The organism is Lacticaseibacillus parahuelsenbergensis (genome assembly GCF_030770265.1).
GTDB classification, from domain to species: domain Bacteria; phylum Bacillota; class Bacilli; order Lactobacillales; family Lactobacillaceae; genus Lacticaseibacillus; species Lacticaseibacillus casei.
On the sequence record NZ_CP132482.1, the window covers coordinates 1,868,620 to 1,893,901 of the forward strand.

Below are 25,282 nucleotides of genomic sequence, written 5' to 3' on the forward strand. Positions count from 1 at the left end.
TAACGTTTTAGTCCTTAGTCAGTTCGTAATCTTACCCGTACTCAAAAACTCATACAGATACCGGTTGACCAACGGATTGTGCTCATGCAGCTTACTGTGTTGCGCCTTGCTGTTGGTAATTTCCCGCTCGGTGTAGCTTTTGGCCCGGCCTGCCACAATATACCGCAGTGAGCGAGCGGAATTGACGGGGACGCGGCCATCGGATCCTTTGCCCAGATTGCCAAATAGATTCAAAACCGCCGCTGTCTTGGGAAAATTGCGCCTATTTTCATACATCGGCTTGTAGCGATCTGACATCACGCTGGGGCGGCCATCGCTCGCCAACTTGATGTCTTGTCCGCTGTTCATCCCCGGCATCCCGGGAAAACCATTGAATGGGCCGGCGATGGTAATGAGCCGTTGCAACGTTGGTTCGCCTTTTTTGTCTTTGGTGACTGCCCAATCAGCCCAAGCCGCAGAACCGGCAGAATGGCCAACAGCATTAAAGTCTTGAATGCCGTAACGTTTTTTCAACTGCTTAAGAATCTTGGTCAGCGTGGTCGCATCTGGCCGCCCGCTGCTGAACACAACGGCAATCAGCGGATGACGAACGCTCGGCGACCACGAACCGCTCACACTAAGCTGGCCCGTATTCGTCACGGTGTAACGCAAAACCTGACGATAACCGGGATGCTTGCTAAGGTCGTTGATCATATCTTTTTCCGAGCCATAACCGCCACCAAAACCGTGAACAAACAATGTCGGCGTTTGATATGTCCCGGCAACGCGTTTGGTCGAAGGCGCTTCGCCGCGGTTCACCCACCACCACGCGCCGCCACTCACTACCAGAAAGATGCCGATGATGAGCATCACTTTGCCCCATTTTTTCGTCATCCTTCGCCTCACTTTCTCATGCTGGTTCTTGCCTTGCATTGTACCACGCAGCGGCGATTTTGGAACTTAGAAGCCACTCTCGCCGTTAAAATACTGGCCAGTGATACTTGGCAAACACGAGGATTATTGATACACTGTGTTAGATAACTAATACACTAATAAGGAGGCACACCGTGGAATTTGACGACAAAGTTCCGATCTACCTGCAAATCAAGCAGTACCTATACCAAGCCATTATCACGGATCGGCTTAAGTCCGGTGCGCAATTGCCGGCTGTTCGGCAACTGGCTGCCGAGCTAACAGTGAATGTCAACACGGTTCAACGCGCATTAAGTGAACTGATTCAAGAAGGCGTGCTCGTCACCCGCCGCGGCCGCGGTAATTTTGTGACCGACGACATTAAGGTCTTGATTGAGTTGAAAAATCGCGTCATCGCCACGGAACTCGGCACCTTGTATCGCCAACTGGCTGAACTGAATCTTGGCGCCGCGGAAATGAAAGACGCTTTTGCCCAATATATTGATGAACAGGAGGCTCACCATGACCACGAATAAGATTTCCGCAGAACACCTAACCTATAAACGCAATCGTCAACTCATTCTGGATGATCTCAATCTTGAGGTCCAGCAAGGTCATTTCATCGGATTACTGGGCGCAAACGGTGCTGGCAAAACCACATTGATGCGGCTTTTAAACGGGATGGCGACCAATTTTACCGGCACCATCCAAATCGGCGCCTCGGAAAGCATTGTCGACCGCAAGCAACTCAGCAGCTTTAGCGAATCGCTTAAAGGCGTCAACGCCCACCGCACGTTGCACCAAATCGCCACCGATTACGCCATCATGTATCTCGACTTTTCGGAAAAGGCGTTTGAAAATTTCACCAATAAGTACGAATTGGACTGTCACCAAAAATTAAGTGCACTCTCCAAAGGTAATCGGAAAAAATTTGCAACCGCGCTCACCTTGTCACGTCAAACGCAACTCTATTTACTTGATGAACCATTTGAAGGCATTGACAGCATGACCCGCAAACGCCTCATCAGCAACATGATCGCCTGGAAGCCTGCCGCGGCCACGGTGATGATCTCGGATCACCATGTCAACGATGTCGTGAACATTCTCGACGAAATTGTTGTGTTAAAAGACAAGCACGTTGTCGCGCATCGGAATACGGAACAACTCCGCGAAGAAACCGGCATGAGTGTCGAGGCTTACTATGAAAGTCTCTATGAAGGGAGCACCACAAATGACTAATACTTGGACCATGACAAAAGTCTTGATTCGACAGCGCATTCAAACCGTGGTCAACACATTGGTCGTCACGATCGTTGCAACCATCATCACGGCGATTTTAATGTATTTTGGCGGTAGTGCCCGCTTCTCCATCGAACTTTTCTACTATGCGTTTCAACCATACTTAATTATTGGCGGACTTTACTTATTTATTCGACTCGCCATCAGGCAGGAACATACCTGGGTCGACAATTATTACCGCTCCGTGCCGATTACCAACCTAAAACTCTATATGGCCAACCTTTTCAGCACCATCTGCAACTTTGTTATTTACTGTCTCGGTCAGAGTCTGATTTTCACCATCCTGCAAGTGGCCACTCATGGCATTCACTGGCCAGAGACGTCTGTCTGGATGGATGTCGCTGAAGGTGTGACCATACTCGGCCTAACTTGCCTATTCATTTGGACGTTTGTCAGTCTGGTCCACCTGCTTTCCGTCACCATCATGGCCTTCTTACCCGAAACCCAGATTCGTCTCGCACAGTGGGCCATTTATCTAGTCGTGATCATCACGGCCTCCTACTTGTTCAACCAGCTATGGCAGCTATTCTTAATGCCCTTTAGCAACTACAACATCACCGCCATCCTCGGTGTTTTCCTAGTGATCTTCGCCCTCATTTCCAGCCTTAACGTCTACTTGCTGGAAAAATGCGTTGAGACTAAGTAGGTCGGGTATTGGCATATGCCATCGTTCTGCGCTAAAAGCTTTTATGAGTATTCACATAATAAAAATGGACTTTCAAGCGGCATCAGCTGTCACTTGGAAGTCCATTTTTGTGATAACCCGTAAAAGATCTTAAGCCTAAGGCGCCAACACCCAGTGATCCGGTGCCGCTTCAGTTAAGGCTGCACCAGCCGGAATCGGTGTGCGGTCAAAATGAACACGTGGCTTTTGCTGCTCAAACAGCGGGTCGGCTTGCGGCACCGAAGCGAGTAGCGTCTGCGTATACGGATGCAACGGATGACGGTAAACGGCTTCGGTAGCACCGGTTTCCACAATTTGCCCTTGATACATAACGACGATCTGGTCGCTGATGTAGTGCACCATGGACAGGTCATGGGCAATGAAAAGATACGTCAGATGCTGGGCTTGCTGAATCTGCCGCAACAGGTTCACAATTTGCGCTTGGATTGACACATCCAAGGCAGAAATGGGTTCATCCAATACCAGAAATTTTGGTTCAACCGCCAATGCCCGGGCAATGCCGATGCGCTGCCGCTGACCGCCGGAAAACTCATGCGGAAACCGATTAATCGCATCTGGCGGCAAGCCGACTTGCTCCAGCAGCTGCAAAACCCGATCAAGCCGCTCCTGTGGCGATGACGCCAAGTGAAAATTATCAATGCCTTCCGCGATAATATCGGCCACTTTTTGGCGCGGATTCAACGAGGCAAATGGATCCTGAAACACCATTTGGACTTGCCGCCGAAATTGCTTGCGCTCAGCATGCGAAAAATGTTGAATCGACTCACCTGAAAACAGCACATCCCCGCCTGAAATCGGTCCGATGCCGGCAATCGCACGGCCAGTGGTCGTTTTTCCCGAACCTGACTCGCCCACCAAGCCAACGGTGGTGCCGGAAGCAATTGTAAAATTGATGTGATTCACTGCTTTGATGAGCCGCTGATCTTTACGGAAGTTGACGCTTAGCTCTTGAATGGCAAATAACGGTTCTGTCAAAAATAACCATCTCCATTTGTAAAAGGCTTCGAATTAGGCCTGATTCACCGCGACCGCCAACGACGACTCCTTGGTGAGTTCGGCAAACCGCGCCCACCGTTTTTGAATCGTGACCGGCGGCTGATAACTCGGCGTTCGCGGATCAAGCAGCCACGAACGGACAAAATGGGTAGGTGACACCTGAAACAGCGGCGGCATTTCCTTGAAATCAATTGCCAGCGCATAGGGATTGCGGGGTGCAAATGGGTCGCCTTTGATTGGCTTCCGTAAATCCGGCGGTGTCCCCGGCAAGGTAAATAGCTCTTTACGCTGATCATCCGAACTCGGCACCGCATCCAGCAATCCCCAAGTATACGGGTGCTGCGGATTATAAAAAATTTCATTTGCCGTGCCAGTTTCGACAATTTTACCGGCGTACATAATGGCCACGCGGTCGGCAATATTCGCAACCACCCCCAGATCGTGGGTGATGAAGATCACGCTTAAATCGCGCTTGGCCTTCTGTCGCTTGATCAAGTCCAGCACTTGCGCCTGCAGGGTCACGTCTAAAGCAGTCGTCGGTTCATCGGCAATCAGAACCTTAGGCTGCATGATCATCGCCATGGCAATCATGGCACGTTGCCGCTGACCGCCAGATAGCTCATGCGGGTACTTGCGCGCAATCAACGCCGGATCAGGCAAGCCGACATCTTGAATCGCCGCGTTGACCGCCTGTTTTAAAGCGGCCCCGTGCAGGTGTCGGTGCGCCTTAACCCCTTCGCCAATTTGCCGGCCGATACGCATGGTTGGGTTCAGCCCACTCAGCGAATCCTGAAAAATCAACCCAAGCTCCTGTCCGCGCAATCGCGTATAAGCCTTCTTACTGGCGTGCAGCAGATCGGTTTCACCATATTGTATGGCATCAGCCTTGACCTCTGCATCTTTGCCAAGTAAACCCAGTAGCGCATGCGTGGTCACTGATTTACCCGAACCGGACTCGCCAACCAATGCGAGCGTCTCGCCTTGATGCAGCGTTAAATCCACCCCATTGACGGCATAGACATTTTCGTTGGCCTCATGAAACGTCACGGTTAAGTTTTTAATTGAAACAATATCAGTCATGCTGCGCCCCTTTCAAACTTCATTTTTTAATACAAAAGCAAATCAATCACGGTGCCGCCAATCAGATTCACGGCGACCCAAATGCCTAATTGCAAGTTGCCGGGCAGCGCGCCGAGCATCTTGCTGGTTAAGTTAGCATGCGGGCGGCGCGTGTGCAGAAGCAATTTAATTCCCACGGCAAGGATCGCCAAACCCACCAGCAGCCAAAATGTCTGGTGTAGCCCCCACAATATAGCCAGGGGTAGGCCTTCGCGCGTTGACGACAGACCAGTGGTGACGACCAGCAAACCAACGAAAAGCGCGGCGCCGACCTGCCAAGGATGTTTTTGGATCATTTTGACACTTCCTTAAAAAGGTTGTGCTGACTACCAATGCAGCGGCTTTTGGGTGAAGCCTGCAAACAAGCTTCTCGCTGCCGGCAGTCGGCTGATTTAACCTTGGAATTTTGGATCGAGGGCATCGCGCAAGCCGTCACCTACGATATTAAACGCAAAAACGATCGCGACTAAAACCAGAATCGGAATGTAAAGTTGCAGTGGATGTTGAAGCATCTGATCCTGACCACTGGCAATCAGGATGCCAAGGCTCGTGTTCGGAGCCTGAATCCCCAGTCCCAGAAAACTAAGGCTGGCTTCACCAAAGATGTTGCCGGGGATGCTTTGGCCAATATCCAGAATCAGAATACTCATCATATTCGGCACCAGATGCCGCGTCATAATCCGCCACACCGGCGTATCCAGCATCACGGCAGCCGTCACATAATCAAGTTGCCGCAATTGCATCACCAGTCCCCGCGCCTGCCGCGCCGCATCTGACCAACTGGTGAGCGCAAGTGCAAACAACATCGTCCACATACCATTGCCTAAAACGACCATGATCAGCATGGTGATCAACAGCCCCGGCAGCGAATTAAATACTTCAATAATCCGCATCATGATTTCATCGACCCAGCCACCAAAAAACGCCATGACCATGCCATAAATCGTACCGAAGCCAATTGCCAGAACGGTACTGAGAATCGCCACCAAGAGCGAAACCTGAATGCCGATGCAGGTGCGCGTAAATAAATCCCGCCCCAAGCGATCAGTGCCAAACCAATGAACCGCACTCGGCCCGACATTTCGCGCATTGACCCGAATCAAATTGGGGTCATAGTGCTGAAGTTGCGGCCCGATTAAGGCCACTAGCACAATAAGGAGTAAAATAATCCCCCAAAACACCGACATGCGATCTTTCAGTAGCTTCTGCCGCGCTGATGCCCAGAAGCTGATACTTTTGGGCGCGCCCGCCTCATCCACTGCTATGGTTGGTTGTTTCGTCAGCACAGTTGGCATACCGGCGTTGTCGGTTCCTTGAACAAAATGAAAATCCGTATCACTGACAGCCATTCGCCTGACTCCCTTCAGTTGTCATATAACTTAATCCGCGGATCAACCACGGTATACAGCAGATCGGTGATGAACATCGTGACAATGTACAAAATCGCCAGCAACACCGTTTCGCCCATAATAATCGGCACATCGCGATTCGTCAGCGCCGTCACAAAATACTGCCCGATGCCGGGAATCACAAAAATGCTTTCAATGAAAATTGATCCAGTGATGCCAAAAGCCAACGTCACTGGCAACGAGGTAATAATCGGAATGAACGCATTTCGCACAATATGGTGCAACACGATTTGCGGTTCCGATAATCCCTTGGCACGCGCCGTCATGACATACTCGCTTGAGGCCACATCCACCATTGAATTTTTCAACAATCGCGCGTAACCGGCAATGTAGCCGACCCCGCCGGCAATCGTCGGCAAAATGGTGTAAATCCAGCCGCTCCACCAGAGTTGATCGCCACTGGGCCACCCGATAATCGGGAACCAGCCAAGTTTGCCGCCAAAATAACTTTGCAGTAACAGTCCCAGCACCAGACTCGGAAACGACATCAAAAACAGTGCCAGAATTGTCACCACCCGATCAATCCAGGTGTTTTTATACACAGCCGCCAGAATCCCCAGCAGTAGCCCCAGCGGAATGCCTAGTAGCATTTGCTGTATACCTAATCGTGCTGATGCCGGCAGACGATCCCGGATCAAGTTCGACATGGTCACAGACGGATCGGCAATTGACTCGCCAAACTGCCCATGCAACATGTTGTTCATGGTGATGACATATCGTTCCATCACCGGCTTATTGAGACCCGTGTTCTTGTATACCTGCGCGCGGGTCGCTGCCGGTAATTTATCGGTTTGGGCACTCAGAGCATCACCAGGCACTGCCGAAATCAGGAAAAAAGTTGACGTGGCAATTAGGAACGTCGATATTAACAGTTCGATAAAACGTCGAACGATCAGCTTGATCACGGTTGCAGCCACCTTCTTCTTGAATCAAAATGAGTCATTTTGCCATCTCCTATTGACCTTATGTACATTGGCCGGTGTATGGCCAATGTGACTAGCTAGCTATTCTTTTGACGCATAAGTGTAGTTGAACGTGGCGCCAAAGACGGTTGATTGAAGGTTTTTAACTGACTTGTTGATATAAATACGTGATTCCGAATTGGTTAACGGCACAACGCCAAAATCCTTGGCAACCAGTTGTGTCTCCAGTTGCTTATAAAGGGCCAGCCGTTCTTTCGTACTTAAATTGGCATTTAACTTGGCGTCGAGATCGTCAAACGTCTTGCTGTTATACCCGCCGAAGAATTGCTGGAAGCCGTTATTTGAATCCCACAGGCTCAAATACGAATTCGGATCGGCGCTTCCTGACCAGCCATTGTCAAGCAAATCATATTGATTATCATTTCTGGACTTCACAAAGCTAGGTACATCAGGGGCAGTTTTGATCGTGACTTTGACGCCTAACTGTTGATCAAGCTCTTGTTTCAGCCAAGTACCAGTGTCATCATCATCGACAGTCAGGTAAACAAAATTCAGCTTACTGAGATCCGTTGACTTACCCAGTTCCTTCAAGCCCTCTTTCAGCAGGGCCTGACGCTTAGCCTTGGTGTTGTACTGTGCCTGTAAATCTTTCAGTGGATTACCGACATACTCGCCGTAGTTTGTTGATCCAACGTTCACCGATTGCGGCACCATGGTATAGGTTGGCTGGTCTTTGCCGTCATTGACCGCCTTGTTATAACTTTGGCGATTAATAGAAAGTGAGACTGCTTCACGCACCTTCGTATTTTTGAAAAGTCCCTGCGTCCCGCCATTGTGTTGATTCATGATCAAAACGGTCGTTCCTGAACCATCTTGTTTTCGCGAGACCAGTTTGTTACTTTTAGCCAATTTGTTGAAGTCACTAATCTGTTTTCCGGAAGCAGACAAGGCGTCCAACTGGCCACTTTGCATTAACGAAAGCACTGTCGACGGCTTGTTCGTTGTGGTGTAGGTGACGGTTTGCAGCTTAACCTTTTTGGCATTCCAATAAGTGTTGTTCTTCTTCAGCGTGATCTTGTCATTCTTTTTCCAAGACGTCAGCTTGAACGGTCCGTTAAAGACCTGATCCTTCACATCGGTCTTCCATTTCTTATTGCCAACCTTATTAATTTTGTCGAGACGAACCGGATAATAAATGACCGATGCAAAATCTGACAAAAGCGACGGATAAGCATAAGCGAGCTGAACCTGAAGCGTCTTGGCATTCAAGGCTTTCACACCTAAGTCCTCAGCGCTGCCTTTACCGGTGTTGTATGCTTCAGCACCCTTGATGAAATAAGCATTCGTCGCCTGTGAAAAGGCATTCTCCTTTTTCAAAAGCCGGCGGAATGAATCCACATACTGTTGCGCGGTGACTTTCTTGCCATCTGACCATTTGGCATCGCGCAGCTTGAAGGTATACGTTAAGCCATCAGCCGACTTGGTGTAGGATTTGGCCCCGGTTAAAACAACTTTATCTTTGCCGTTTTTCGATTCAATCGTGGTCAAGCCTTCTTGAACTTCTGAAAGGATATCGTTCTCGTTAGTATTGCGCATATCATTCACATCTAACGTCGTCGGATCAAGCTCTTCGGTTAAGTTCAACGTCTGGGAACTGCTTGATGATGCAGAACCTTTACTGCCGCAACCGACAAGTAGCGTTGCCAGCGCGACTCCGGTAATAAGAGCTGTGAGCCAATGGGACTTCTTCATACATGCCATCTCCTAAAGTAAAATAAAAACTGGCGGTGCATCTAGGATTCTAGATACACCGCCAGTTTTGTCCTTCGTTCAAGTCACGTTTGTCCGTCACCCAAGCCAATATCCAGCCATGTAAATAGAACCGCTATGTTGTTCATAGCAGCAGCACATGGACATGAACATGACTTGGTTGAACTGGGTCATCACGTTGACTCCTCTCGAAGAAATTAGCATTAGCATACTTTTAAAAATATTATTCGTCAACGGGTAATTTCTTAAAACCTGATTTGTTCGGGGCAGCAACATGCTTCAATACTGCTTGGCTATTGGGTTTGAGCATGCTCATAGAATTTTAATTCTGGTTAACTGCCGTTGTGATTGAGTGGTCGTTAAGAAAATAATGGCGGTGATTGCGGAAACGCCTTTGTCGTGGCAGCTGAGGAAAGAAGATATAGAAAAGCAATAAGGCCATTTCATTTAAAACAGTTTTACTTAAAGCTGATTAACGTTCAGCTTTCATTCAAGTTTGCTGGCTAACTCATATTTAAATTTCCTCGTATTAGCCGTTTCTTTACGGTTAAATGGACAAAACATACTGCTCACATAAGCTTCATTTGAAACTATTTTAAATTTTATGCTCATCAAAACAGCCGACTGAGACTTACTTTCCCAGCCGGCTGTTTTCAGTTTTAACAGACACGTACGTTACGCTTCTGCGCGGTGGTGCATCAATACCCACAGAAGTGCAGCGCCGGCGCCGATAAACAGCAACGCCGATACCCCGTTAGCTGCCGACAACATGGCAAATGCCATCGTTGCAAATAGGCCGCCAATCGAAAGGCCAATCCCCCATTTTTGAATCGGTGTCAGGCTGGCAAATGAAGCTCGGAACCCCAGTGCTAACAAGAGCGATCCGACAAATGAGATCAGGCCAAAGATAATGTGCCCTAAAATCAACCAGTTAAACATCTTATTCCCCCTTTCTGATAAGCAATTCGCTACGGTCAGAAATTGGTGTCAATGGCCTCAAGTTCGACGACCACTCATCCAGTCATAGTGCCCGAAACCAACACCCAGTCTTTGCGCAGGGAATCGCGTCAATACGCTTTTACTATACGTGAGATGGTAGCGGTTGCCAACTATTTTGGCTTAGCGAAACTTTCTTCGTTTAAGTGGCCATTTTCTAGGCGCAAGGCCCGATCCCAAAACCGCGTGATATCCAGTCGATGGGAAATAACCATCATGGCAATTGGCAATGATTTAAGCCGTTGACTAAGCGCTTTTGCTGACGCGGCATCTAAGTTGGCAAACGGTTCGTCTAGCAGTAACATCGCCCGTTTTGCGACAAGCGCCCGCGCTAGCCCGATTTTTTGCAATTCACCTGCCGACACATTGGCTTTCGTCTGGCCGTGCAGCTGCGTGGCGAGTCCTTGCGGCAGACGGTCAACGAATGCCTGCAAATCGGTTTGGGCAAGCACAGTTTCAATTGCTTCCTGGGTAACCGGGCGACCGAGCGTGATATTTTGTAACAAGGTATCATCAAACAGCGCCACGACTTGCGGAACAAAACCAATCTTGTCGGCCAGCTGCTCTGTAGTTGCGCCTGCCGATTGTCCTTGAATCATGCCAGCCTGTGGAATCAACAAGCCCAAGATAATTTGAATCAACGTCGACTTCCCGCCGCCACTTGGACCCGTGACCAAAATTTTTTCATGGGCCGCAACATCAATCGTTAAATCAAGTCGCTGTATCACTGGCCGGTGAGCAGATGGATAGGTGTAGCTTAGATCCTGTAAAACCAATTGCTCTCCAGAACAGGAGACAGCGGAGGTGGGGCACTGTCGGGATACTTTTTGCGTTAGATCTGAATGTTTTTGTTCCGGCAATGTCACCAATGCGAGCAAGCGTTTGGCTGCGACCACCTGCCGTGAAAGTTGGGCATACTGGCCTGGCATGCTGTAGAACAACCACGTAAAGCTCGGCGTTAACATGGCAAACGCCGCAAATTGACCGACCGTGATCATTTTGAAACCGACAAACAACAATTCAACGCCTAAAATTGCAATGTCAACGAACAACCCCAGCGCAAAGCCAAGTACAATGGTTCCTGTTTGCTGAATGCCCATGTGATATTGGGAGTCTGCAAAAGTTTGGTAAGCCTTCCGAAAAAGTTGTAAGCCAAACTGTTCACTTTGATAGTCTCTTAATAGTGTTCGTCCTGCAAGTACTTCCAATAAAGCTGATTGCATGCGGCCATTTTCGACTTGTTGGGTGTCCTGTGCCTGAGTTAAGCGACCAGCCATGAAGCGTGGGATCAATAAGGCAGTCAGGCACAATCCTACGATCACAACCATCAGCAACCGTGAACTCAACCAGCCGAATAAGCTGGCGGCAAGGAACGAAAAGGTCCCAACAGCAAGTGCCGTTACCGACTGAATAAACAATGGGGCGGCCAAGGACGCTTCGGTTGTCAGACCATTAAGTCGTTCACTACCGGTTTGATCGTCCGTTGCAACCGGGCCAGTCATGAGTGCGGCCATTTGTTGCGTTTGAAGTCGCTGGACCAGCCGATACTGTGCTTGCGTCTGCCAACGCGTAATCAACCAGCGCCCCAGTCCAATCATCAGTGCCGCAGCAAGCGCAACGACAAGCAATCTGATCGTCAACATGCTTTGTTGGGTCACATTTTGAATGATGCGCGCTAACGCAAACTCGAAGCCGGCGCAGATCAAGGCGATCAACCATAAAAACGGCGCGATCCGCGTCCCGACAAGTTGCCAGATTTGTTTTAGCTTAGTCATGCTGCTCACCCACCTTAATGATGTGATCGGCGGCCGTGACAAAATCGAAAGTATGCGTGATCACAATAATCCCACGCCGTCGTGCCTCTTGCCGTAGAATCCTCATGACCACTGCCTGATTTGCTGCATCAATATCGGAAAAAGGTTCATCCAAAACCAGCCAAGGCCGCCCCGAAAGCAGCGCACGCGCGATCCCGAACCGCCGCTGCTCGCCTGGTGAGAGTTGCGCAGGATGTAATATTTGATCAACATCATCCGCATATTTTTCAAGCCCCAGTTGGTGTAGTAGTGGCATGATCCGTTGTGACGAGTGATCTTCAACCAAAAGCAAGTTGGCTGCGACAGACGCCGTGAACATCACGCTGCGTTGCGGCACGAATGCCATTAACTCTGCCGGCGAGGTGGCAGTTGGACGGCCACGAATGCCAATGTGTCCGGAAGTCGGCAGTAACTCACCTAGAATCAGCTTCATTAGCGTTGTTTTGCCAGCACCGTTTGCGCCAATAATGAAAGTGATGCCGTGATTATCAATCTGAAAATTCAGATTGTGCAACAGCTGCCGTGAGTTGTTCGGGTAATGAAAAGTCACCTGCTCGCCGACAATCGTCATGGGCTGATCAGGAATTGCTGCTATTTTGGTGTTAGTCGTGATCGGAACTTCAGACGCGACCTGTAGCCGCGGCAAAATGCGTTGTAGCGAAGTCTTCTGCTGGGCAAAATACCCAATTGTCGGCGCTAATCCTAAAAATGGCCACAAAATCGAGCCGACACCAGCATTCCACGCGCCCAGCACGCTCGCCACCGACTGCTGTGTCAACGGCAGCAAGGCAAATCCCAGTACCAGGGTTAACACTTCCGCCAAATAAATCCCGCCATTGAAAATACCGGACAAGGCACCCGCAGCGTTTGCAAGTTGCTTGATGCTTGGCGTTGCTTCCTGGAAAAAAGCCTGATGCCGCTGTCGGATATACGCAAAAACATGAAGATTCCGCACCATCGCAAAATTCGCCAAGAAATCATTGAAGAAGCCTTTATGGCGATCATCAATCCCAATTAAAGCCGTCTGCGCCTGATTTTGGTAGCGGAAAAGTTGCCGAGAAAGCACGGCAAAACCGAGACCAATCAGGATAAAAGCGAGTGCCAACTGCCAAGACTGAGTGGCAACATACGCGATGCCCAAGATGACGGTGATGCCAAAATCAACCAGCGGCAAGACACCGGTATCCAAAAACTGCATGATGTTTTGGGTGTCAGTTACCAGTAAGTTCGTCGCTAAACCACTATCAGGTGCTTCATCAGCCTTCCCACCCAAAAAGCTACTCACTAAAGCAGTGGCAATGGCTAGGCTCAAGCGCCGTTTTAGCCGTTCCACAACCACTCCTGATAACCAGTAAACGCCCGTATAAACAACCGATGCACTGAGCATTCCGCCGAAAATACCCAGCAACAGGCCAACCTGACCGGCCAGCGCCGCAATTAATCCTAGCTGAATCAACATGGAAATGGCGACGTTGAAGCCATCAACCGCGACCCGCAAGCTAGGCAACCCTAGTAACCACCGTTTTTTAATTGAACCGATTTGAAAAATTGTTTGCATTGAGCTCGTCTCCTCGAGTGACTGGAGAATTCAGTCAAAATTTTGGGGACTGCGTTGTCGCAAACATGAACGTACGCACAAAAAGACGGCCTCCTCAGCCGTCTTTTGATACATCATATTGATCGACTAGAAGCTCATCCGCGACGCACACCAAAGAACCCTGCACTAACCGCAGCCCCTGCATTCAATTTTGATGGGGTAAATCGGTCTTTGATCCGCATGTCAAGATGCCTCCGTTCGATTTCGGTTTTGATAGCGTTAGCATAACAGGTGGTTCCTGAAAAATCAATGAATTTTATCTGTGGTTTTGAAATCTATTTTTCGCCGTTTTAACAAAAAGGTACTAGCACCAAAAAGCTTAATTTCGCTGCTAGTACCACTTATTTAAAAAAATCATTTATCAAACAATTTCCAGTTCAACTTAGCTTAGCAAGTCGCGCCGCTCATCAGAATGCCCTTTTTGAATGCCGCTAACACATCTGACCCCTTGGCAATGCGAACGCTGCCGTCTAAATAAGCATGCGCGTCATCTTTGATACTGATGGCACCGTTTTTAAAGTCCATGGCCAAACCGCTGGCAAAGAAAATCATGTCATAGTCCGAAGTGTACAGCTTCAAACCGGCGTCATTGTCCAACTTCACTTGATAATCCGGATCCGGCTGATCGAGCACAATCAAGGTAAACTTCGTGCCGATGCTGCAGGCACCGCCTTGTAACGAATACCGCCCGCCGCCGTCATCGGCAATCAACAGCAAAACCTTCTGATCAAAATGCTTCTTCTTCATCAAGTCAACAAACGACTGCGATAACTTAATTGATGCCATCATACCGTCACCTTTCCTGTCACTTACTTTTAGTGTGACACTTATGCGGGGCAAAATCAATTGCGCGCGGTTAATTACCTTGTATTCTCGTTGAGCACCCGCTGCATTAATGAGAACTCCTTTGGCACGCTCAGTCTTCATCTCGATAAAGATCCCCAAATTCTTGCAACGAATGGAGTTCTTGAATGGGAACGTGTTGTATAGCATTGATCATCCGCACATTAACAGTTTCTGTATCGGCATCTGTATGACTGTTAACTGCATTTTCAATTCTTTTCTCGTTATCTGCCTCGGCCATGTTGCCTATCTCCTTTAACTTCGCGATATGAAATGTCTCTTTACTTAACAACTCTCATTATGCAACATCACGAGATGGCATGGAACTCTTTTGCAATCATGATGATAAGTTACCAACTAACTGCACTCGATCCCAAAAATTTTGAACATGTTCCGGCGCTTTCTCCACTGCAACTAACATCCCCTTCACTAGCCACAACTGAACCGTCGCCAAAAAGATGCGCTGATCCTGCTCCTCGATCCCCGCCAAGTCGCAAAAACGATCCTTGTACACCTTGACTGCATTCTTATCTCGCGGCATGAAGCTATCAAAGAGTGCGGCAAAGTCCAGAAACCGAGGGCCGCGACGTGCCTCACCAAAATCGATAATCGCAACTTTTTCGTTGGCCAGCGAAAGTAAATTCCAACGACCGAGATCGCCATGCACCCACGTTTCCTGCTGATGGTCAATTGTTTCGAGTTGCGTGATCATCGGTGTCAGTTGTTCATAAATGCCGGGCCAATTTTGGGCTAAGCTAACTCGCTGACTCTCCCAAAGTCGATCCAACGAATGCGAATCGTCAGACGACCAAGCATATTCAAACCGATCCAGTGCAACTCGTATCTTTCGGCAACATGCTAACGTTGCAGCTAATGACGGTTTCGTCGCGGCTTGTTGCCAAGAATTCTGGACGCGATAGACTTGGTGATCTACCGTCACAAACGGGTGTCCCTCTGTGGTCAGCAAAATTGCTGGCGTTACATCGCGATCTTCTTCCTGAATCGCCTGTGCCAAGGCAAATTCGAGAGAAGCGCGGGCGGTATCGGCAACCGTCTTCACCAAAACAGTGGACGCATCAGTCTCTACACGCCACGCACGACCACTTTTTCCATTGGTCATCGGCGCCACTTTTTTGATTTGTCCAAGGTCATAAGCATTTACAATCCGATCCAAATAACTCATGATTCTCCTCCATACATTTCTGCTAATGGCCGTGGCGGAGCTTTTCCCATGACGAATAAGCCGTTATCAGTTATGATCGTCTCACCACTTGCTAATCGAAATGTCTTTCAAACATCAGCCTAAAGCTTCACGACAATCCTTCCAAATTAGCATAGAATAACAGTAAATCTTCGGCAAACTTCTTTTAGAAACGAGGCCATCCATGAAACACCGCAACCGCTTATTCTGGGTGATTGTGCTTGTGGCGGGAGTCTTCTTAGTTTACAGCACAGAGAGTCCGCTACCAATTGCCACGCGCGAAACTGTCAAAAGCGGCATCGCGCAAGTCTGGAACACCGCCACACGCACTGTCTCTGGATGGTTGAATGGCAGTCATCAAGCTAACCAGGCCAGCCAAGCCTCATCTGGTAGCCTGACAGCCAGCAACACCAGCCAATCAACCACTTCGACCAGTACCTCAGCCGACACCACCCCCGCCTTAAATATCGTTCAAGGCCGTCACCTCAGAAAAACTTATTACTATCACTTTGACGCCAACTTGCCGCAGTCAGAACACAACGTTTTCAACGAAGCTGTCCGCGCCTATAACGCAACCGGCATCGTCAAACTCATCCCTGGCAAGGGTCAAAAGAATGACAACCAAATTACTTTTTCAAGTTATCAAAAAAGCATGAGCGAGCAGGATCTGGGTGCTACCGAACTTGGCGAAGGCGGCCCGACCATCATTGTTGAAACCATGGGCACGCAGGTCACCGTCATCAACCATGCCCGCGCCAGCCTTAACCTCACCTATCCAGCACAATCCATCAACGAAGCCGTCGCCATGCACGAATTGGGTCACGCGCTCGGCTTAGACCACAGCAAGTCCCTCGATTCAGTGATGTACCCGGTCACGCGTGGGGTTACGCAGCTTTCTAGCGGCGACATTGCCGGTTTGAAGGCGATTTATGGGCAATAAATACGACTTCAAAAAGGCAACGCCACTGACTTTCTCAGATGTCATCTACCAGGAGTTCTTCATGTTTGGCGATGACGAAAATCAGCTACACATTTATGATGCCGATCTTTAAAGCATTTGAAAATATTCATAGTTCCTAATTACCAATACATTCAAAAAGCGCTAAGTCATCGTAGCAACAACAACCGTTGCTAACGTCATAATTTAGCGCTTCTTTTTTGGCAGAAAGCATTCATGTCACAGAACTGTTCGGGCGCCACGTGAATCCCACCGCATCTTAACTTGGTTAATAAAATAAAACGATCCCACTGCAATATAGACCATCTCGTCATCAGCATTCGCACTTATATAGTCAACTGCGGCACTTGCGTTGGGTGCGTTGTAAACCTCATGATCCTGACGCATTTTGTCATTCTCTTCAAAAATACGATACAACTCATCAGAAGACATCGCGCGCTCCGGGTTGTCTGGCGTTGAGACCACAAAAGTCGCATGCGGCAAATCAAGCAGCCTGTCCACACACAACGCAACTTGTTTGTCGCGCAAGAAACCAACGAGAACCGTCAACTTGCGGTTGGGGATGGCTGCCAGAAGCGTCTTAACCAGCGCATCAATCCCGTTAACATTATGCGCGCCATCAATGACAAGCGTGGGCTTGCTGGAAAGCTCCTCCATTCTGCCTGGAAATGCCACTGAGTTGATCATCGCTACAATCGAAGTGTCCTTAATTTTGTGCGGCTCACTTGCGTTAAAGGCGCTGCACCATTTAAGTACCGTCGCGAGATTGTCGATTTGATATTCTCCCGCAAGCGAGAACTTTAAGGCGCGATGCCAGTGATCATTGAGCCGAACATCAATTAAATTAGACGTTAGATCGCTGGAAACCAGATTGATTTCGAAATCCTGATCCACCCACAACTTTGCGTGTTGCTCCTTGGCCCGCGCCGCAATGATGTCATGAGCAACTGATGCTTGCGCAGGATAATCGATCACGATCATCGAATCCGACTTAATAATTTTGGACTTGGCGGTCGCAATTGCTTCAATTGTGTTGCCGAGAATCTGCATGTGGTCGAGGGCGATTTTGGTGAAGATGGCAAATTTGACATTGCTCGTCGCATTAGTCGCATCAAGTTCGCCACCCAACCCGCATTCGATAACGGCATAGTCAACGCGCTTCTGCGCAAAAAAGATAATCGCCACCAAATACCACGTTTCAAAAAAAGAGATGTCAGCCTGCGTCAGATTCATCCCAGCCATTCCCTGAATCAAAACTTCGTACGCAGCGAGAAACTCATCTTCAGCAATCATCCGCCGATTGTATTGAATATCCTCACGCTCATCAAGAAGCGATGGACTCGTAAACAGGCCGACCCGATACCCCTCATTCTGCAGTATCTGGGCAATCATGGTTGACGTTGAACCTTTGCCATTCGTACCGCAGATATGAATAGTGGGAAACGTCATATCTGGGCTTCCCAACTGCTTCAAAATCCTTCTAAGCAAATCAACCCGGTTCAAGGAATCATCATACAGCATCACGCGGGGAATACGCGCTAAAACCTTACGATAGCTATCATGCTCAGTCATGAGGTCACCTCATTGATTTTTGATTTCCTGCAAGAATTCCATTCGGTTGTCCTTATTTTTAAACGCGCCAGAGAAGAAGGACGTGAGCGTGTGACTGTTCGCCTTCTTGATGCCACGCATTTCGGTACACATATGCCGCGCTTTCACAACCACCGCCACGCCTTGCGGATCGACTAATTTTTGCAGCTCCAAGCCAATTTGACTGGTCAGGTTTTCCTGCACGTTAGGCTTTTTGGCAACATAGTCGACGAGTCTGGGAATTTTGCTAAGTCCAATGATCCGGCCATTCTTCGGCATATAGCCAACCGAGACACTGCCAAAAAACGGAAGCAAGTGGTGTTCACACATCGAATAAAACGGAATATCAGCGACAACCACCAATTCCCCATCATTCGCCAGGGAACTGTTGAAGACTTTGCTTTCGGTGAAAGCTTTCTGATGCAAAGACGAAAACATTTCTTCATAGGCGCTCGCGACTCGCGCAGGCGTTTCCTTCAGCCCTTCCCTGTCAGGGTTATCTCCAATCGCAATTAAAATATTGCGTACGCTCGTTTCAAGTAATGCCCGATCAAACGGCTTCATGTGAGCACCTCTTTAATTCTCTATTTTTCTAATCTGCTGTGTCCCTTGAATCTTCGTGATGTCATCATGTATGCGTCGTGTCATTTCAGCGTCTCCATCGTAGATTTCTTCAAGTGGCTCTAGAACAAACAGCCGATTAAACATTTCATGGTGAGGAATCTCAAGGCGCGCCGTTCGGATCGCCTCCTCATCATAAAGTTCAATGTCTAAGTCCAGTGTCCGCGGCCCCCAATGGATCGTGCGCTCGCGTTTAAATCTTTTCTCAATCCGATTTAACGCATCCAGCAGTTCAAGCGGTGTGTAACTGGTCTCAATTTTGATGACACCATTAACAAAATTCGCTTGCGCCTCATAACCGACTGGGCTGGTATCGTACCAGGAAGAACGGCCGGTCACTTCGATCTGTGGATCCGCGGCAATCACATCCACTGCTGCCTTAACCGTTTGCAGGGAATCGCCGAGGTTGCTGCCAAGGCCAATAAAAGCCGTATGCTTCAAACCAGCGCTCATATGGTGATGCACACCTCCGCATTATCAACGATGCCGTTAATTGGAAGGGCGATCTTTTTAATCGACAGCGTCAGCGAACTGAATTTATCCGCAAATCGGGCCTGCAGCGCTTCAACGATTCTGACGCCTAACGTCTCCAGCAACTTGTCCTGCGACAAAGAAACCTCATGCGCGATAATTTTATAAACCTCGCCATAGCTGATGGTATTGGCTAACTCGTCAGCTTTTAAAATCGCAAGATCCGTTAACTTCAGCGTGATTTCCGCCGATATCGCGATATCTTGGCCGATAGTGCGTTCTTCCGGATAAACGCCAATGTGCGCATGGAATTTTGCCGAATTGAGCTTGATCACAACTGTCATCCTAAGCCCTCCAAATCTGATTCAGCATGGTCAAAAGCTGCTTGGCCTCTGCCACTTCATGCACCCGAACAAAGTCCACGCCTTGAGCCGCCAAGTGTGCCGTGATAGCCTGCGTACCCGCCAATCGCCCAGGAGCGATATTTCCCGTTAAATCGCCGATAAACTGTTTCTGGGAATAGCCATAGAGCATTGGAAAATCATCACTTAACGTCTTGGCTTCGTTGATAACTTTCAAATTCCCTGCCAAATCCAGTCCATAGGCATAGCCAAGTGCCGGATCAAACAAAACCCGCTCGGCACCAATGCCATATCCTTCCAAAAGTCGCTGTTGCGCATTGAAAAAGTCCTTCAACTGATCCAGCGCTCGGTCAGGATCCAACATTTTAGGGAATGAATTGTGGGCAAGCACCAAGCCCATCGAAGTATCCGCAAGCATGTCAAGGATGACCTTTTCGGATGCCTCATCCTGAAAAATCAAGTTGATAACATCGGTGCCGGCCTTGATCACACCCTCGACCACTTGCGGCTTATAAGTGTCCACGGAAATCGGAACGTTCAGCTTCCCTTTTAATGCCGAGATCACCGGTAAAATACGCGCCAATTCGGTTTCTGCGCTAATTGGCTGGCTTCCGGGCTTCGTTGTCTGCCCGCCAATGTCGATCATGTCAGCGCCTTGCGCCACCAAAGATAAAGCATGTTCGACCGCCAACTCAGTGCTTTCATACTTCCCGCCATCATAAAAAGAATCAGGCGTGACATTGACAATTCCCATAACCTTCGTCGTACCATTAAGCGGCAGTTTGAAGCTGTTTGCAATAAAATAATCTGGTTTCATCTTAATCTCCTTTGAGACCCATATGGATTGATCAGGACGTGCGCCATAATTCTGGAACGAAATTGCAATGGTGATGCGTGATAACAGGACTTGTGAAGCATTTGTTGTCAATTGCGGTGAATTGAAGAGCATCCCCCTCTTCATCTAAAAGGTACGGGAAGCGAACTATCAGCTTAAACAACAAATATCAGCTATTTTCATAATCAATTGTCCACAATGGAAACAAGCATTAATGTACCATGCAAAAAGAGTTACCGCAATTTTTTGATCATTTTTTTAATCATAAATGGCGGAGCCCCCGATCCTGTATAATGATCTATAGAGGTAATAACTTTGGAGGGATATCATGAAAAAATTAATAATTGGCGTCGCCACGTTGCTTTTCGCATTGGTCTTGTCGGGCTGCGGTAATCAGCAAAAGACAAGACAAAAGACAAGCACACCGAGCAAGTCACAGGTCTCCAGTAGCAAGGCTTCTACTTCATCGGCATCGAAGCAGCCATCTGCATCAAGTCAAGAAGCCGCAAAATCCAGTCAAAGTGTCAGCTCAAGCAGCGGACAAGCCGTGTGGTCAAGCGCCAAGGGGCAACAACTTGCTGCGTTCATGAGCGAGTGGGAAAAGACAATGGGCCAGCAATACGAAAGTTACTGGCAAGGCAACAGCGCTGATATGTACGGGCTGAAAATTCCCGACGAATTAGCTCAACCAGACGGCACAACCGGCAAGATGGCGATGGCAGTCGGCGACAGAGCAGTTACCTGGGCACTAAGCGCAAACGGCCAAAGTAATGCCGAATATACCATTGTCGCCATCTATTCAAACGCAGCGCATGCACGTTACGGCGGTAAATACGTCTACCTATTTACGTTGCACAATGGCCAGCCTGAGGTACTTGTTACCGGGCAAAATCAAGGAAACGAGAATAACTGGATATACTTTGGTGAAACGCGGAATGAGGCGTTGCGTGAGGGTTTTGCTAAGATTGTAAAGGGCGATTAAAGCCGTACACGTTTCGTTTTGGACCATTAATGTACAAATGGCTCGGAGAACTTGTTGCCCGGTCTCCTAAATCTGCGCTGCTTTTTCTTAAATCAAACAAACACTTGTAAAAATTTTTAAGAGAACGCAAAAGAGGATCCGCAACGATCCTCTTTTTGTGTCATTTCATTAATTTTTCTCGCATTTAAACAAAAGAGCCAGTCTCGAGAGTTCCGAAAAATGACGCTCACAAACAGTGGGACATCTCTATACCTTAAGTGAATTCAACTTTGAGTTTCTTGCCGATTGCAAAGGCATTTTTGCTCATGGTATCGAAGCTAGTATTCTGGCCGTGTTCAATTCGTGCAATTGTTGACTGCGGAACATGCGCCCGATTTGCTAGTTCCCGTTGCGTCAATCCAGCGCGTTCACGCGCATTCATCAGTGCCACCGCACTCTCAAGTTTGGCAGATTCCGCATCAACCCCCGCCTTGAACTCAGGGTCTTTAAGTTGTTCAGCGAGATAATCGTTAAAAAGAACGTTCTTTGCCATGCTGAATACCTCTTCTTGATAAACAAAGTATAGATGGAAGATCTCAGCGTTTACAGGTATGGTTCTATGTGACGCTTACGTTTTCTTTACATAGCACTACACCTCTCAGGATAAAACAACAAAACACCTAGGTCCTAAAAATTAATTCAAAACTAAATTTTCTTAACTTCAATTTGGTCCGAATTCCCGAAAAAAACAATAGCAATTGATAGTATCGACGTCTGCAGTGCATAAGTCATGAAAACTCCAGTCATAAAGACCCAAACAAAGTAAACTGTTTCTCCAAGAATGCTTTTATAGTTAACAAGGATTTGAAGAGCTATCGTCAATATCAGTGTCATAAAAGCACTTAACAAAGAATAAAGCAATATCCGTGGCAAATCCTTTTTGAATCTTGAATGCTTCAAACTAAGGAAAAACGTAGAACGACTCATAGAAATAATCATGCCGTAGAAGGCTGAATAGAAGCCTATAACGATCGACACAAAACCAACAACAGAACCAAGAACAGCTTTAAACCCTAAAAGATTTGAATAATCAAATCCATACATATTCTTGAGGACTACTGCTCCAACCAAAAAAGCAATTGCTGTTGCAAAAGGGAGTAACATGTAAATCCATCGTCGTTTATCACGCACTTTGGAATCCCTCCTAGGTTCTAAACTGGCTACATATTCCATTTCAAGTTCTTAATCACCTTATCTTGATACTTATCAATAGTCACGTATATTCTATACATTTCTTCTTCAACAGCCTCTTGATTAAGATGGTATTTTTTTTGCTGACCTTCAACAATTTTTGAGATGGAGAACTTGGAGTAAGTTTGGAGTTTCCCATTCAAAAGATCATACAGTTCTATAGGAGCGTCACCTTCTTTGCCAGCAAAAACGGCAGATGACAAAATAGTTTGGTTGTTCTGAATTTCTGAAATCAGAGATAACATCTCTTCCCTTTTTAAATCAGGCTCTCCCCGACTAGAGGAAAGTAGGAGATCCATCTGAGAGCCACCTGCCTTGGAAAACAGCTCCGAAAATTGTCCAAGCACTTTCGAAAAGCCCTGATCAAAGTTTGTAACTTGGCTAGATGCAAACTTTAACTGCAGTCGGCGAAAATTCGTAACTTTCTTCACTTTCTTAATAATATCCAAGTCAGGTACGGGTCTAAAGGAGAGTAGAAGGTTATCATTAGTGTGTTTTTCCTCATATTTTTGCTTCAGATACTCCCGAACGCCCGAAATTGAAAGGGAATGACTATTTCGCTGAAGCATAACAGCGCACGTCTTAGCATCAAAAAAGCCGCTAATATCCTCCGCAATATAATCATCAGAATCTAACACTATATCGGTCATTTTTTCAGTGTCCTGTTTCGTTGACGCTAATCCTTCATCTCGCATTCTAACCATATGAAAATAAGTTATGTCCGGGTTTTGCGGCATTACATGTATAGAATCCATACGTACCGGTGTACCAAAGTAATGCCCGATTCTGTCATTTCCCTTTAAGTTGTGAATGTCATTTAACAAATCGGTTAAGTCAACAAAGAATTCATTACCCTCGTCATCTTCGCTGTATGGTACAAAAAAATCAAAACGCACTGACTGTTTAATATCTGCCATAGCTGCATCCTCCAAATATTGTTGTTATCTTAGTATAACAAAAATAATGGTGGGTAGGTCCTTTCACCAACAAACAATATTAGGTGTACGAGTATTATATACGAACGTATATTCGATGATCAACTGGTAAGAGTCTAACACGGCCCGCGGCACTTTATTCCCGCAATCAGAAGTCGCTTTATTTCGGCCGTATATCGCGATCCTTGGCAGGCTTAAAACGACTTTTTATTTTCAACGAAACCCTGTCATGTCACTTTGTTCCGGTATGTTAATCGACGCACGCTTAAGCCAACGGGGGAACCATCACCCATTTACAGAAGCCTTCCAAATGCTGCTTGCTTCAGCGACTGGAAGGCTTTTAATCTCTTGGACTATTCATTGTCTTTAGTTTCTCGGTAAGCGTACGATTGTGCAGTACATTTAAAACGGCTCCGATGTCTCTTATGCTGTTAAGGAATACCGGAGTCGTTGTTTTCTGCCGTTCTACGTGAATAGTTTTTCTGAACCTGCGGCGACCATGGTAAATAATCCTGTAGCGCCTTAGAATTGTCAGGAACAGGGAGGTTGGGTAATTCAGTAAATAGGTATTCAGGATATTTTCGGCAGTCGAGTCCTTTGGCCTCGGCCGAACGTATGACACTCAAAATAATCCCGCTTGACCGCGTTCCTTTGAAGCTTTTAGAAAACAGCCAGTTCTTTCGGCCAATCACGAGCTCTTTGATGGCGCGCTCAACGGAGTTATTTGATAGTTTCAAACAGCCGTCCAATAAAACATTTTCCATGGCTTCACGTTGACTGAGTATATACGGCCAAGTTTGGATTGCGGTAAAACTTGGAGGGTTTCGCACCATGTAAAGAACTTGGATAGCTCTTCTTTTAGTTTGGCCTGCCGCTTTTCATAGCGCTGTTCCGGCGTGAGCAGTTTCCAATTCCGCTCCAGCTTGAACATACGGTCGCAGTAGCAACCCCTTTCTTGGCTTGACTCTTTGTTGTGCTCTGTCGCCACATTCCCCCAAAAAAACTTACGGCGGATATGGGAAAGACAAGCCACCCGTGTGACTTAATCAAATTTCTCATACACTTGATAACCGTCAGTTTGAAGATAATGGGTATAACCGTTAAGAAAGTGCTGCGGGATCTCAGCACCACGAGAATTGGCGTGCTCGTACAGAATGATCTGCTTATCTTCTGCGTGCCTGGAAGCGAAGACCCAGTAATAGGTCTTTACCTTTTCACTTTCTAAGACCCGATAGCTGGTTTCATCGGCGTGAACCACGTCCTGTTTGAGCAGCGCTTGATGCATCAGCTCATAAAGACTCGCCAGTCCATAGTCGCAAGCCAAGATATGCCAGTTGGTAATCTGTTGGCGTGTCAGGCGCAGTCCGGCTTCTTCCCAGTCTTTTTCCTTGCGGTAAATGGGAACTTCTTTGCGATACTTCTCGATCATCGTCTGAGTGAGAATACTTGGTGAAGCAAAACTATCAGGAATCAACGGTTGTGCCTCTGCGGCTTTTTTAATCACGCTGTGATCCAATTGATTTGTACACTGACGGCACTCATAGGCGTGCTGATAGTAAACGTGCACCTCGAAGTATTCCGGAATTCTAACGGGTTCACGGCTGGTAATCATGGTGCAAATATCACACATTTCGGCTGCACAATGTGGACACTGTCGGGCCTCACCGTTCAGCTCACGATGCACCGGAACTTGAGGGTATTGCGCTAACTCCAGGGCCTTCTTACCCTTTTGTTTCTTGTGGCGATTCGGTTTGA

The 25,282-nt window shown here is 47.6% G+C and carries 27 protein-coding genes and 1 pseudogene; 6 read left to right on the forward strand and 22 right to left on the reverse strand.

From position 1 onward, the window contains the following. Window positions 1–18 precede the first annotated feature (18 nt). Window positions 19–873, reverse strand: a complete 855-nt coding sequence (locus LACPH_RS08785; RefSeq protein WP_306386679.1) for an alpha/beta hydrolase — start codon at window positions 871–873, stop codon at window positions 19–21. A 173-nt stretch (window positions 874–1,046) separates the two neighbouring features. On the opposite strand from LACPH_RS08785, the gene LACPH_RS08790 reads away from it, so the two are divergent. From LACPH_RS08790 to LACPH_RS08800, 3 genes are read left to right on the forward strand one after another with little or no spacing between them, the layout of a single operon-like run. Next, a complete protein-coding gene (locus tag LACPH_RS08790) occupies window positions 1,047–1,427 on the forward strand; it encodes a GntR family transcriptional regulator (RefSeq protein ID WP_306386680.1) in 381 nt (126 codons plus the stop codon). Further along, window positions 1,414–2,130, forward strand: a complete 717-nt coding sequence (locus LACPH_RS08795) for an ATP-binding cassette domain-containing protein (RefSeq protein ID WP_306386681.1) — start codon at window positions 1,414–1,416, stop codon at window positions 2,128–2,130. The genes LACPH_RS08790 and LACPH_RS08795 overlap by 14 nt, the downstream gene beginning before the upstream one ends. Then, window positions 2,123–2,836 (forward strand): ABC transporter permease, encoded by a 714-nt coding sequence (locus LACPH_RS08800; RefSeq protein ID WP_306386682.1) that lies wholly within the window; start codon window positions 2,123–2,125, stop codon window positions 2,834–2,836. The genes LACPH_RS08795 and LACPH_RS08800 overlap by 8 nt, the downstream gene beginning before the upstream one ends. 135 nt (window positions 2,837–2,971) lie before the next feature. Here the strand turns inward: LACPH_RS08800 and LACPH_RS08805 are convergent, their stop codons facing one another. The 12 genes from LACPH_RS08805 to LACPH_RS08860 form a co-directional block, all read right to left on the reverse strand. Continuing rightward, entirely contained in the window at window positions 2,972–3,850 is an 879-nt protein-coding gene (locus tag LACPH_RS08805; RefSeq protein WP_306386683.1) for an ATP-binding cassette domain-containing protein, read from the reverse strand. A 33-nt stretch (window positions 3,851–3,883) separates the two neighbouring features. Then, on the reverse strand, window positions 3,884–4,951 hold the full coding sequence (locus tag LACPH_RS08810) for an ABC transporter ATP-binding protein (RefSeq protein WP_306386684.1): 1,068 nt from the start codon (window positions 4,949–4,951) through the stop codon (window positions 3,884–3,886). Window positions 4,952–4,977: 26 nt separating this feature from the next. Next, window positions 4,978–5,286 carry a hypothetical protein gene (locus LACPH_RS08815; protein WP_306386685.1) on the reverse strand — a complete coding sequence of 103 codons (309 nt, stop codon included), beginning with the start codon at window positions 5,284–5,286 and terminating at the stop codon, window positions 4,978–4,980. 96 nt (window positions 5,287–5,382) lie between these two features. Then, window positions 5,383–6,285, reverse strand: coding sequence for an ABC transporter permease (locus tag LACPH_RS08820; protein WP_370531198.1), 903 nt, complete (start codon window positions 6,283–6,285; stop codon window positions 5,383–5,385). A 68-nt stretch (window positions 6,286–6,353) separates the two neighbouring features. Then, complete coding sequence (locus LACPH_RS08825) at window positions 6,354–7,304, reverse strand: ABC transporter permease (protein ID WP_306386687.1); 951 nt, start codon at window positions 7,302–7,304, stop codon at window positions 6,354–6,356. A gap of 99 nt (window positions 7,305–7,403) precedes the next feature. Next, window positions 7,404–9,074 carry a peptide ABC transporter substrate-binding protein gene (locus LACPH_RS08830; protein WP_306386688.1) on the reverse strand — a complete coding sequence of 557 codons (1,671 nt, stop codon included), beginning with the start codon at window positions 9,072–9,074 and terminating at the stop codon, window positions 7,404–7,406. A gap of 693 nt (window positions 9,075–9,767) precedes the next feature. Beyond that, complete coding sequence (locus LACPH_RS08835) at window positions 9,768–10,031, reverse strand: hypothetical protein (RefSeq protein ID WP_010491405.1); 264 nt, start codon at window positions 10,029–10,031, stop codon at window positions 9,768–9,770. A gap of 170 nt (window positions 10,032–10,201) precedes the next feature. Then, window positions 10,202–11,863, reverse strand: a complete 1,662-nt coding sequence (locus LACPH_RS08840; RefSeq protein ID WP_306386689.1) for an ATP-binding cassette domain-containing protein — start codon at window positions 11,861–11,863, stop codon at window positions 10,202–10,204. Next, window positions 11,856–13,460: an ATP-binding cassette domain-containing protein gene (locus LACPH_RS08845; RefSeq protein ID WP_306386690.1), complete on the reverse strand. Its 1,605-nt coding sequence runs from the start codon at window positions 13,458–13,460 to the stop codon at window positions 11,856–11,858. Before LACPH_RS08845 ends, LACPH_RS08840 begins: the two co-directional genes overlap by 8 nt. Before the next feature lie 426 nt (window positions 13,461–13,886). Beyond that, window positions 13,887–14,285: an iron-sulfur cluster biosynthesis family protein gene (locus tag LACPH_RS08850; RefSeq protein ID WP_049172623.1), complete on the reverse strand. Its 399-nt coding sequence runs from the start codon at window positions 14,283–14,285 to the stop codon at window positions 13,887–13,889. Between the two features lie 130 nt (window positions 14,286–14,415). After that, entirely contained in the window at window positions 14,416–14,583 is a 168-nt protein-coding gene (locus tag LACPH_RS08855) for a hypothetical protein (protein WP_306386691.1), read from the reverse strand. A 96-nt stretch (window positions 14,584–14,679) separates the two neighbouring features. After that, complete coding sequence (locus LACPH_RS08860; RefSeq protein ID WP_306386692.1) at window positions 14,680–15,525, reverse strand: phosphotransferase family protein; 846 nt, start codon at window positions 15,523–15,525, stop codon at window positions 14,680–14,682. A 202-nt stretch (window positions 15,526–15,727) separates the two neighbouring features. Here LACPH_RS08860 and LACPH_RS08865 point away from each other — a divergent pair, with 202 nt between their 5' ends. Beyond that, a complete protein-coding gene (locus tag LACPH_RS08865) occupies window positions 15,728–16,483 on the forward strand; it encodes a matrixin family metalloprotease (RefSeq protein ID WP_306386693.1) in 756 nt (251 codons plus the stop codon). After that, entirely contained in the window at window positions 16,473–16,595 is a 123-nt protein-coding gene (locus tag LACPH_RS08870) for a hypothetical protein (protein ID WP_306386694.1), read from the forward strand. Before LACPH_RS08865 ends, LACPH_RS08870 begins: the two co-directional genes overlap by 11 nt. Before the next feature lie 125 nt (window positions 16,596–16,720). Here the strand turns inward: LACPH_RS08870 and LACPH_RS08875 are convergent, their stop codons facing one another. The 5 genes from LACPH_RS08875 to folP are packed head-to-tail and all read right to left on the reverse strand — an operon-like array spanning window position 16,721 to window position 20,362. Then, window positions 16,721–18,073 carry a bifunctional folylpolyglutamate synthase/dihydrofolate synthase gene (locus LACPH_RS08875; protein ID WP_306386695.1) on the reverse strand — a complete coding sequence of 451 codons (1,353 nt, stop codon included), beginning with the start codon at window positions 18,071–18,073 and terminating at the stop codon, window positions 16,721–16,723. Window positions 18,074–18,082: 9 nt separating this feature from the next. Continuing rightward, the gene (gene folE / locus LACPH_RS08880) at window positions 18,083–18,655 is read right to left on the reverse strand and encodes a GTP cyclohydrolase I FolE (protein ID WP_306386696.1); all 573 of its coding nucleotides are present in this window, start codon (window positions 18,653–18,655) and stop codon (window positions 18,083–18,085) included. Window positions 18,656–18,667: 12 nt separating this feature from the next. Beyond that, window positions 18,668–19,165: a 2-amino-4-hydroxy-6-hydroxymethyldihydropteridine diphosphokinase gene (gene folK, locus LACPH_RS08885; RefSeq protein ID WP_306386697.1), complete on the reverse strand. Its 498-nt coding sequence runs from the start codon at window positions 19,163–19,165 to the stop codon at window positions 18,668–18,670. After that, window positions 19,162–19,527 carry a dihydroneopterin aldolase gene (gene folB, locus LACPH_RS08890; protein WP_047105662.1) on the reverse strand — a complete coding sequence of 122 codons (366 nt, stop codon included), beginning with the start codon at window positions 19,525–19,527 and terminating at the stop codon, window positions 19,162–19,164. The genes folK and folB overlap by 4 nt, the downstream gene beginning before the upstream one ends. Window position 19,528: 1 nt before the next feature. Continuing rightward, entirely contained in the window at window positions 19,529–20,362 is an 834-nt protein-coding gene (gene folP / locus LACPH_RS08895; protein ID WP_306386698.1) for a dihydropteroate synthase, read from the reverse strand. A 346-nt stretch (window positions 20,363–20,708) separates the two neighbouring features. Between folP and LACPH_RS08900 the strand changes: the two genes are divergently transcribed. Continuing rightward, window positions 20,709–21,362 carry a DUF4767 domain-containing protein gene (locus LACPH_RS08900; RefSeq protein ID WP_306386699.1) on the forward strand — a complete coding sequence of 218 codons (654 nt, stop codon included), beginning with the start codon at window positions 20,709–20,711 and terminating at the stop codon, window positions 21,360–21,362. Window positions 21,363–21,615: 253 nt separating this feature from the next. Here LACPH_RS08900 and LACPH_RS08905 read toward each other — a convergent pair whose 3' ends face one another. The 4 genes and pseudogenes from LACPH_RS08905 to tnpC form a co-directional block, all read right to left on the reverse strand. Beyond that, entirely contained in the window at window positions 21,616–21,894 is a 279-nt protein-coding gene (locus LACPH_RS08905; protein ID WP_306386700.1) for a helix-turn-helix domain-containing protein, read from the reverse strand. Between the two features lie 152 nt (window positions 21,895–22,046). Then, window positions 22,047–22,532 (reverse strand): hypothetical protein, encoded by a 486-nt coding sequence (locus LACPH_RS08910; RefSeq protein ID WP_306386701.1) that lies wholly within the window; start codon window positions 22,530–22,532, stop codon window positions 22,047–22,049. A gap of 29 nt (window positions 22,533–22,561) precedes the next feature. Further along, window positions 22,562–23,509, reverse strand: a complete 948-nt coding sequence (locus LACPH_RS08915; RefSeq protein WP_306386702.1) for a DUF6731 family protein — start codon at window positions 23,507–23,509, stop codon at window positions 22,562–22,564. Window positions 23,510–23,958: 449 nt separating this feature from the next. Next, window positions 23,959–25,157: pseudogene (gene tnpC, locus LACPH_RS08925) on the reverse strand (IS66 family transposase). Window positions 25,158–25,282: the final 125 nt, after the last annotated feature.

What these genes read in the sequence shown, in the direction of transcription:
- LACPH_RS08785 (WP_306386679.1), bottom strand. Translation starts at nt 873, where the DNA reads ATGACGAAAAAATGGGGCAAAGTGATGCTCATCATCGGCATCTTTCTG.
- LACPH_RS08795 (WP_306386681.1), top strand. Translation starts at nt 1,414, where the DNA reads ATGACCACGAATAAGATTTCCGCAGAACACCTAACCTATAAACGCAAT.
- LACPH_RS08800 (WP_306386682.1), top strand. Translation starts at nt 2,123, where the DNA reads ATGACTAATACTTGGACCATGACAAAAGTCTTGATTCGACAGCGCATT.
- LACPH_RS08810 (WP_306386684.1), bottom strand. Translation starts at nt 4,951, where the DNA reads ATGACTGATATTGTTTCAATTAAAAACTTAACCGTGACGTTTCATGAG.
- LACPH_RS08815 (WP_306386685.1), bottom strand. Translation starts at nt 5,286, where the DNA reads ATGATCCAAAAACATCCTTGGCAGGTCGGCGCCGCGCTTTTCGTTGGT.
- LACPH_RS08820 (WP_370531198.1), bottom strand. Translation starts at nt 6,285, where the DNA reads ATGCCAACTGTGCTGACGAAACAACCAACCATAGCAGTGGATGAGGCG.
- LACPH_RS08830 (WP_306386688.1), bottom strand. Translation starts at nt 9,074, where the DNA reads ATGAAGAAGTCCCATTGGCTCACAGCTCTTATTACCGGAGTCGCGCTG.
- LACPH_RS08835 (WP_010491405.1), bottom strand. Translation starts at nt 10,031, where the DNA reads ATGTTTAACTGGTTGATTTTAGGGCACATTATCTTTGGCCTGATCTCA.
- LACPH_RS08840 (WP_306386689.1), bottom strand. Translation starts at nt 11,863, where the DNA reads ATGACTAAGCTAAAACAAATCTGGCAACTTGTCGGGACGCGGATCGCG.
- LACPH_RS08845 (WP_306386690.1), bottom strand. Translation starts at nt 13,460, where the DNA reads ATGCAAACAATTTTTCAAATCGGTTCAATTAAAAAACGGTGGTTACTA.
- LACPH_RS08850 (WP_049172623.1), bottom strand. Translation starts at nt 14,285, where the DNA reads ATGGCATCAATTAAGTTATCGCAGTCGTTTGTTGACTTGATGAAGAAG.
- LACPH_RS08855 (WP_306386691.1), bottom strand. Translation starts at nt 14,583, where the DNA reads ATGGCCGAGGCAGATAACGAGAAAAGAATTGAAAATGCAGTTAACAGT.
- LACPH_RS08860 (WP_306386692.1), bottom strand. Translation starts at nt 15,525, where the DNA reads ATGAGTTATTTGGATCGGATTGTAAATGCTTATGACCTTGGACAAATC.
- LACPH_RS08865 (WP_306386693.1), top strand. Translation starts at nt 15,728, where the DNA reads ATGAAACACCGCAACCGCTTATTCTGGGTGATTGTGCTTGTGGCGGGA.
- LACPH_RS08870 (WP_306386694.1), top strand. Translation starts at nt 16,473, where the DNA reads ATGGGCAATAAATACGACTTCAAAAAGGCAACGCCACTGACTTTCTCA.
- LACPH_RS08875 (WP_306386695.1), bottom strand. Translation starts at nt 18,073, where the DNA reads ATGACTGAGCATGATAGCTATCGTAAGGTTTTAGCGCGTATTCCCCGC.
- folE (WP_306386696.1), bottom strand. Translation starts at nt 18,655, where the DNA reads ATGAAGCCGTTTGATCGGGCATTACTTGAAACGAGCGTACGCAATATT.
- folK (WP_306386697.1), bottom strand. Translation starts at nt 19,165, where the DNA reads ATGAGCGCTGGTTTGAAGCATACGGCTTTTATTGGCCTTGGCAGCAAC.
- folB (WP_047105662.1), bottom strand. Translation starts at nt 19,527, where the DNA reads ATGACAGTTGTGATCAAGCTCAATTCGGCAAAATTCCATGCGCACATT.
- folP (WP_306386698.1), bottom strand. Translation starts at nt 20,362, where the DNA reads ATGAAACCAGATTATTTTATTGCAAACAGCTTCAAACTGCCGCTTAAT.
- LACPH_RS08900 (WP_306386699.1), top strand. Translation starts at nt 20,709, where the DNA reads ATGAAAAAATTAATAATTGGCGTCGCCACGTTGCTTTTCGCATTGGTC.
- LACPH_RS08905 (WP_306386700.1), bottom strand. Translation starts at nt 21,894, where the DNA reads ATGGCAAAGAACGTTCTTTTTAACGATTATCTCGCTGAACAACTTAAA.
- LACPH_RS08915 (WP_306386702.1), bottom strand. Translation starts at nt 23,509, where the DNA reads ATGGCAGATATTAAACAGTCAGTGCGTTTTGATTTTTTTGTACCATAC.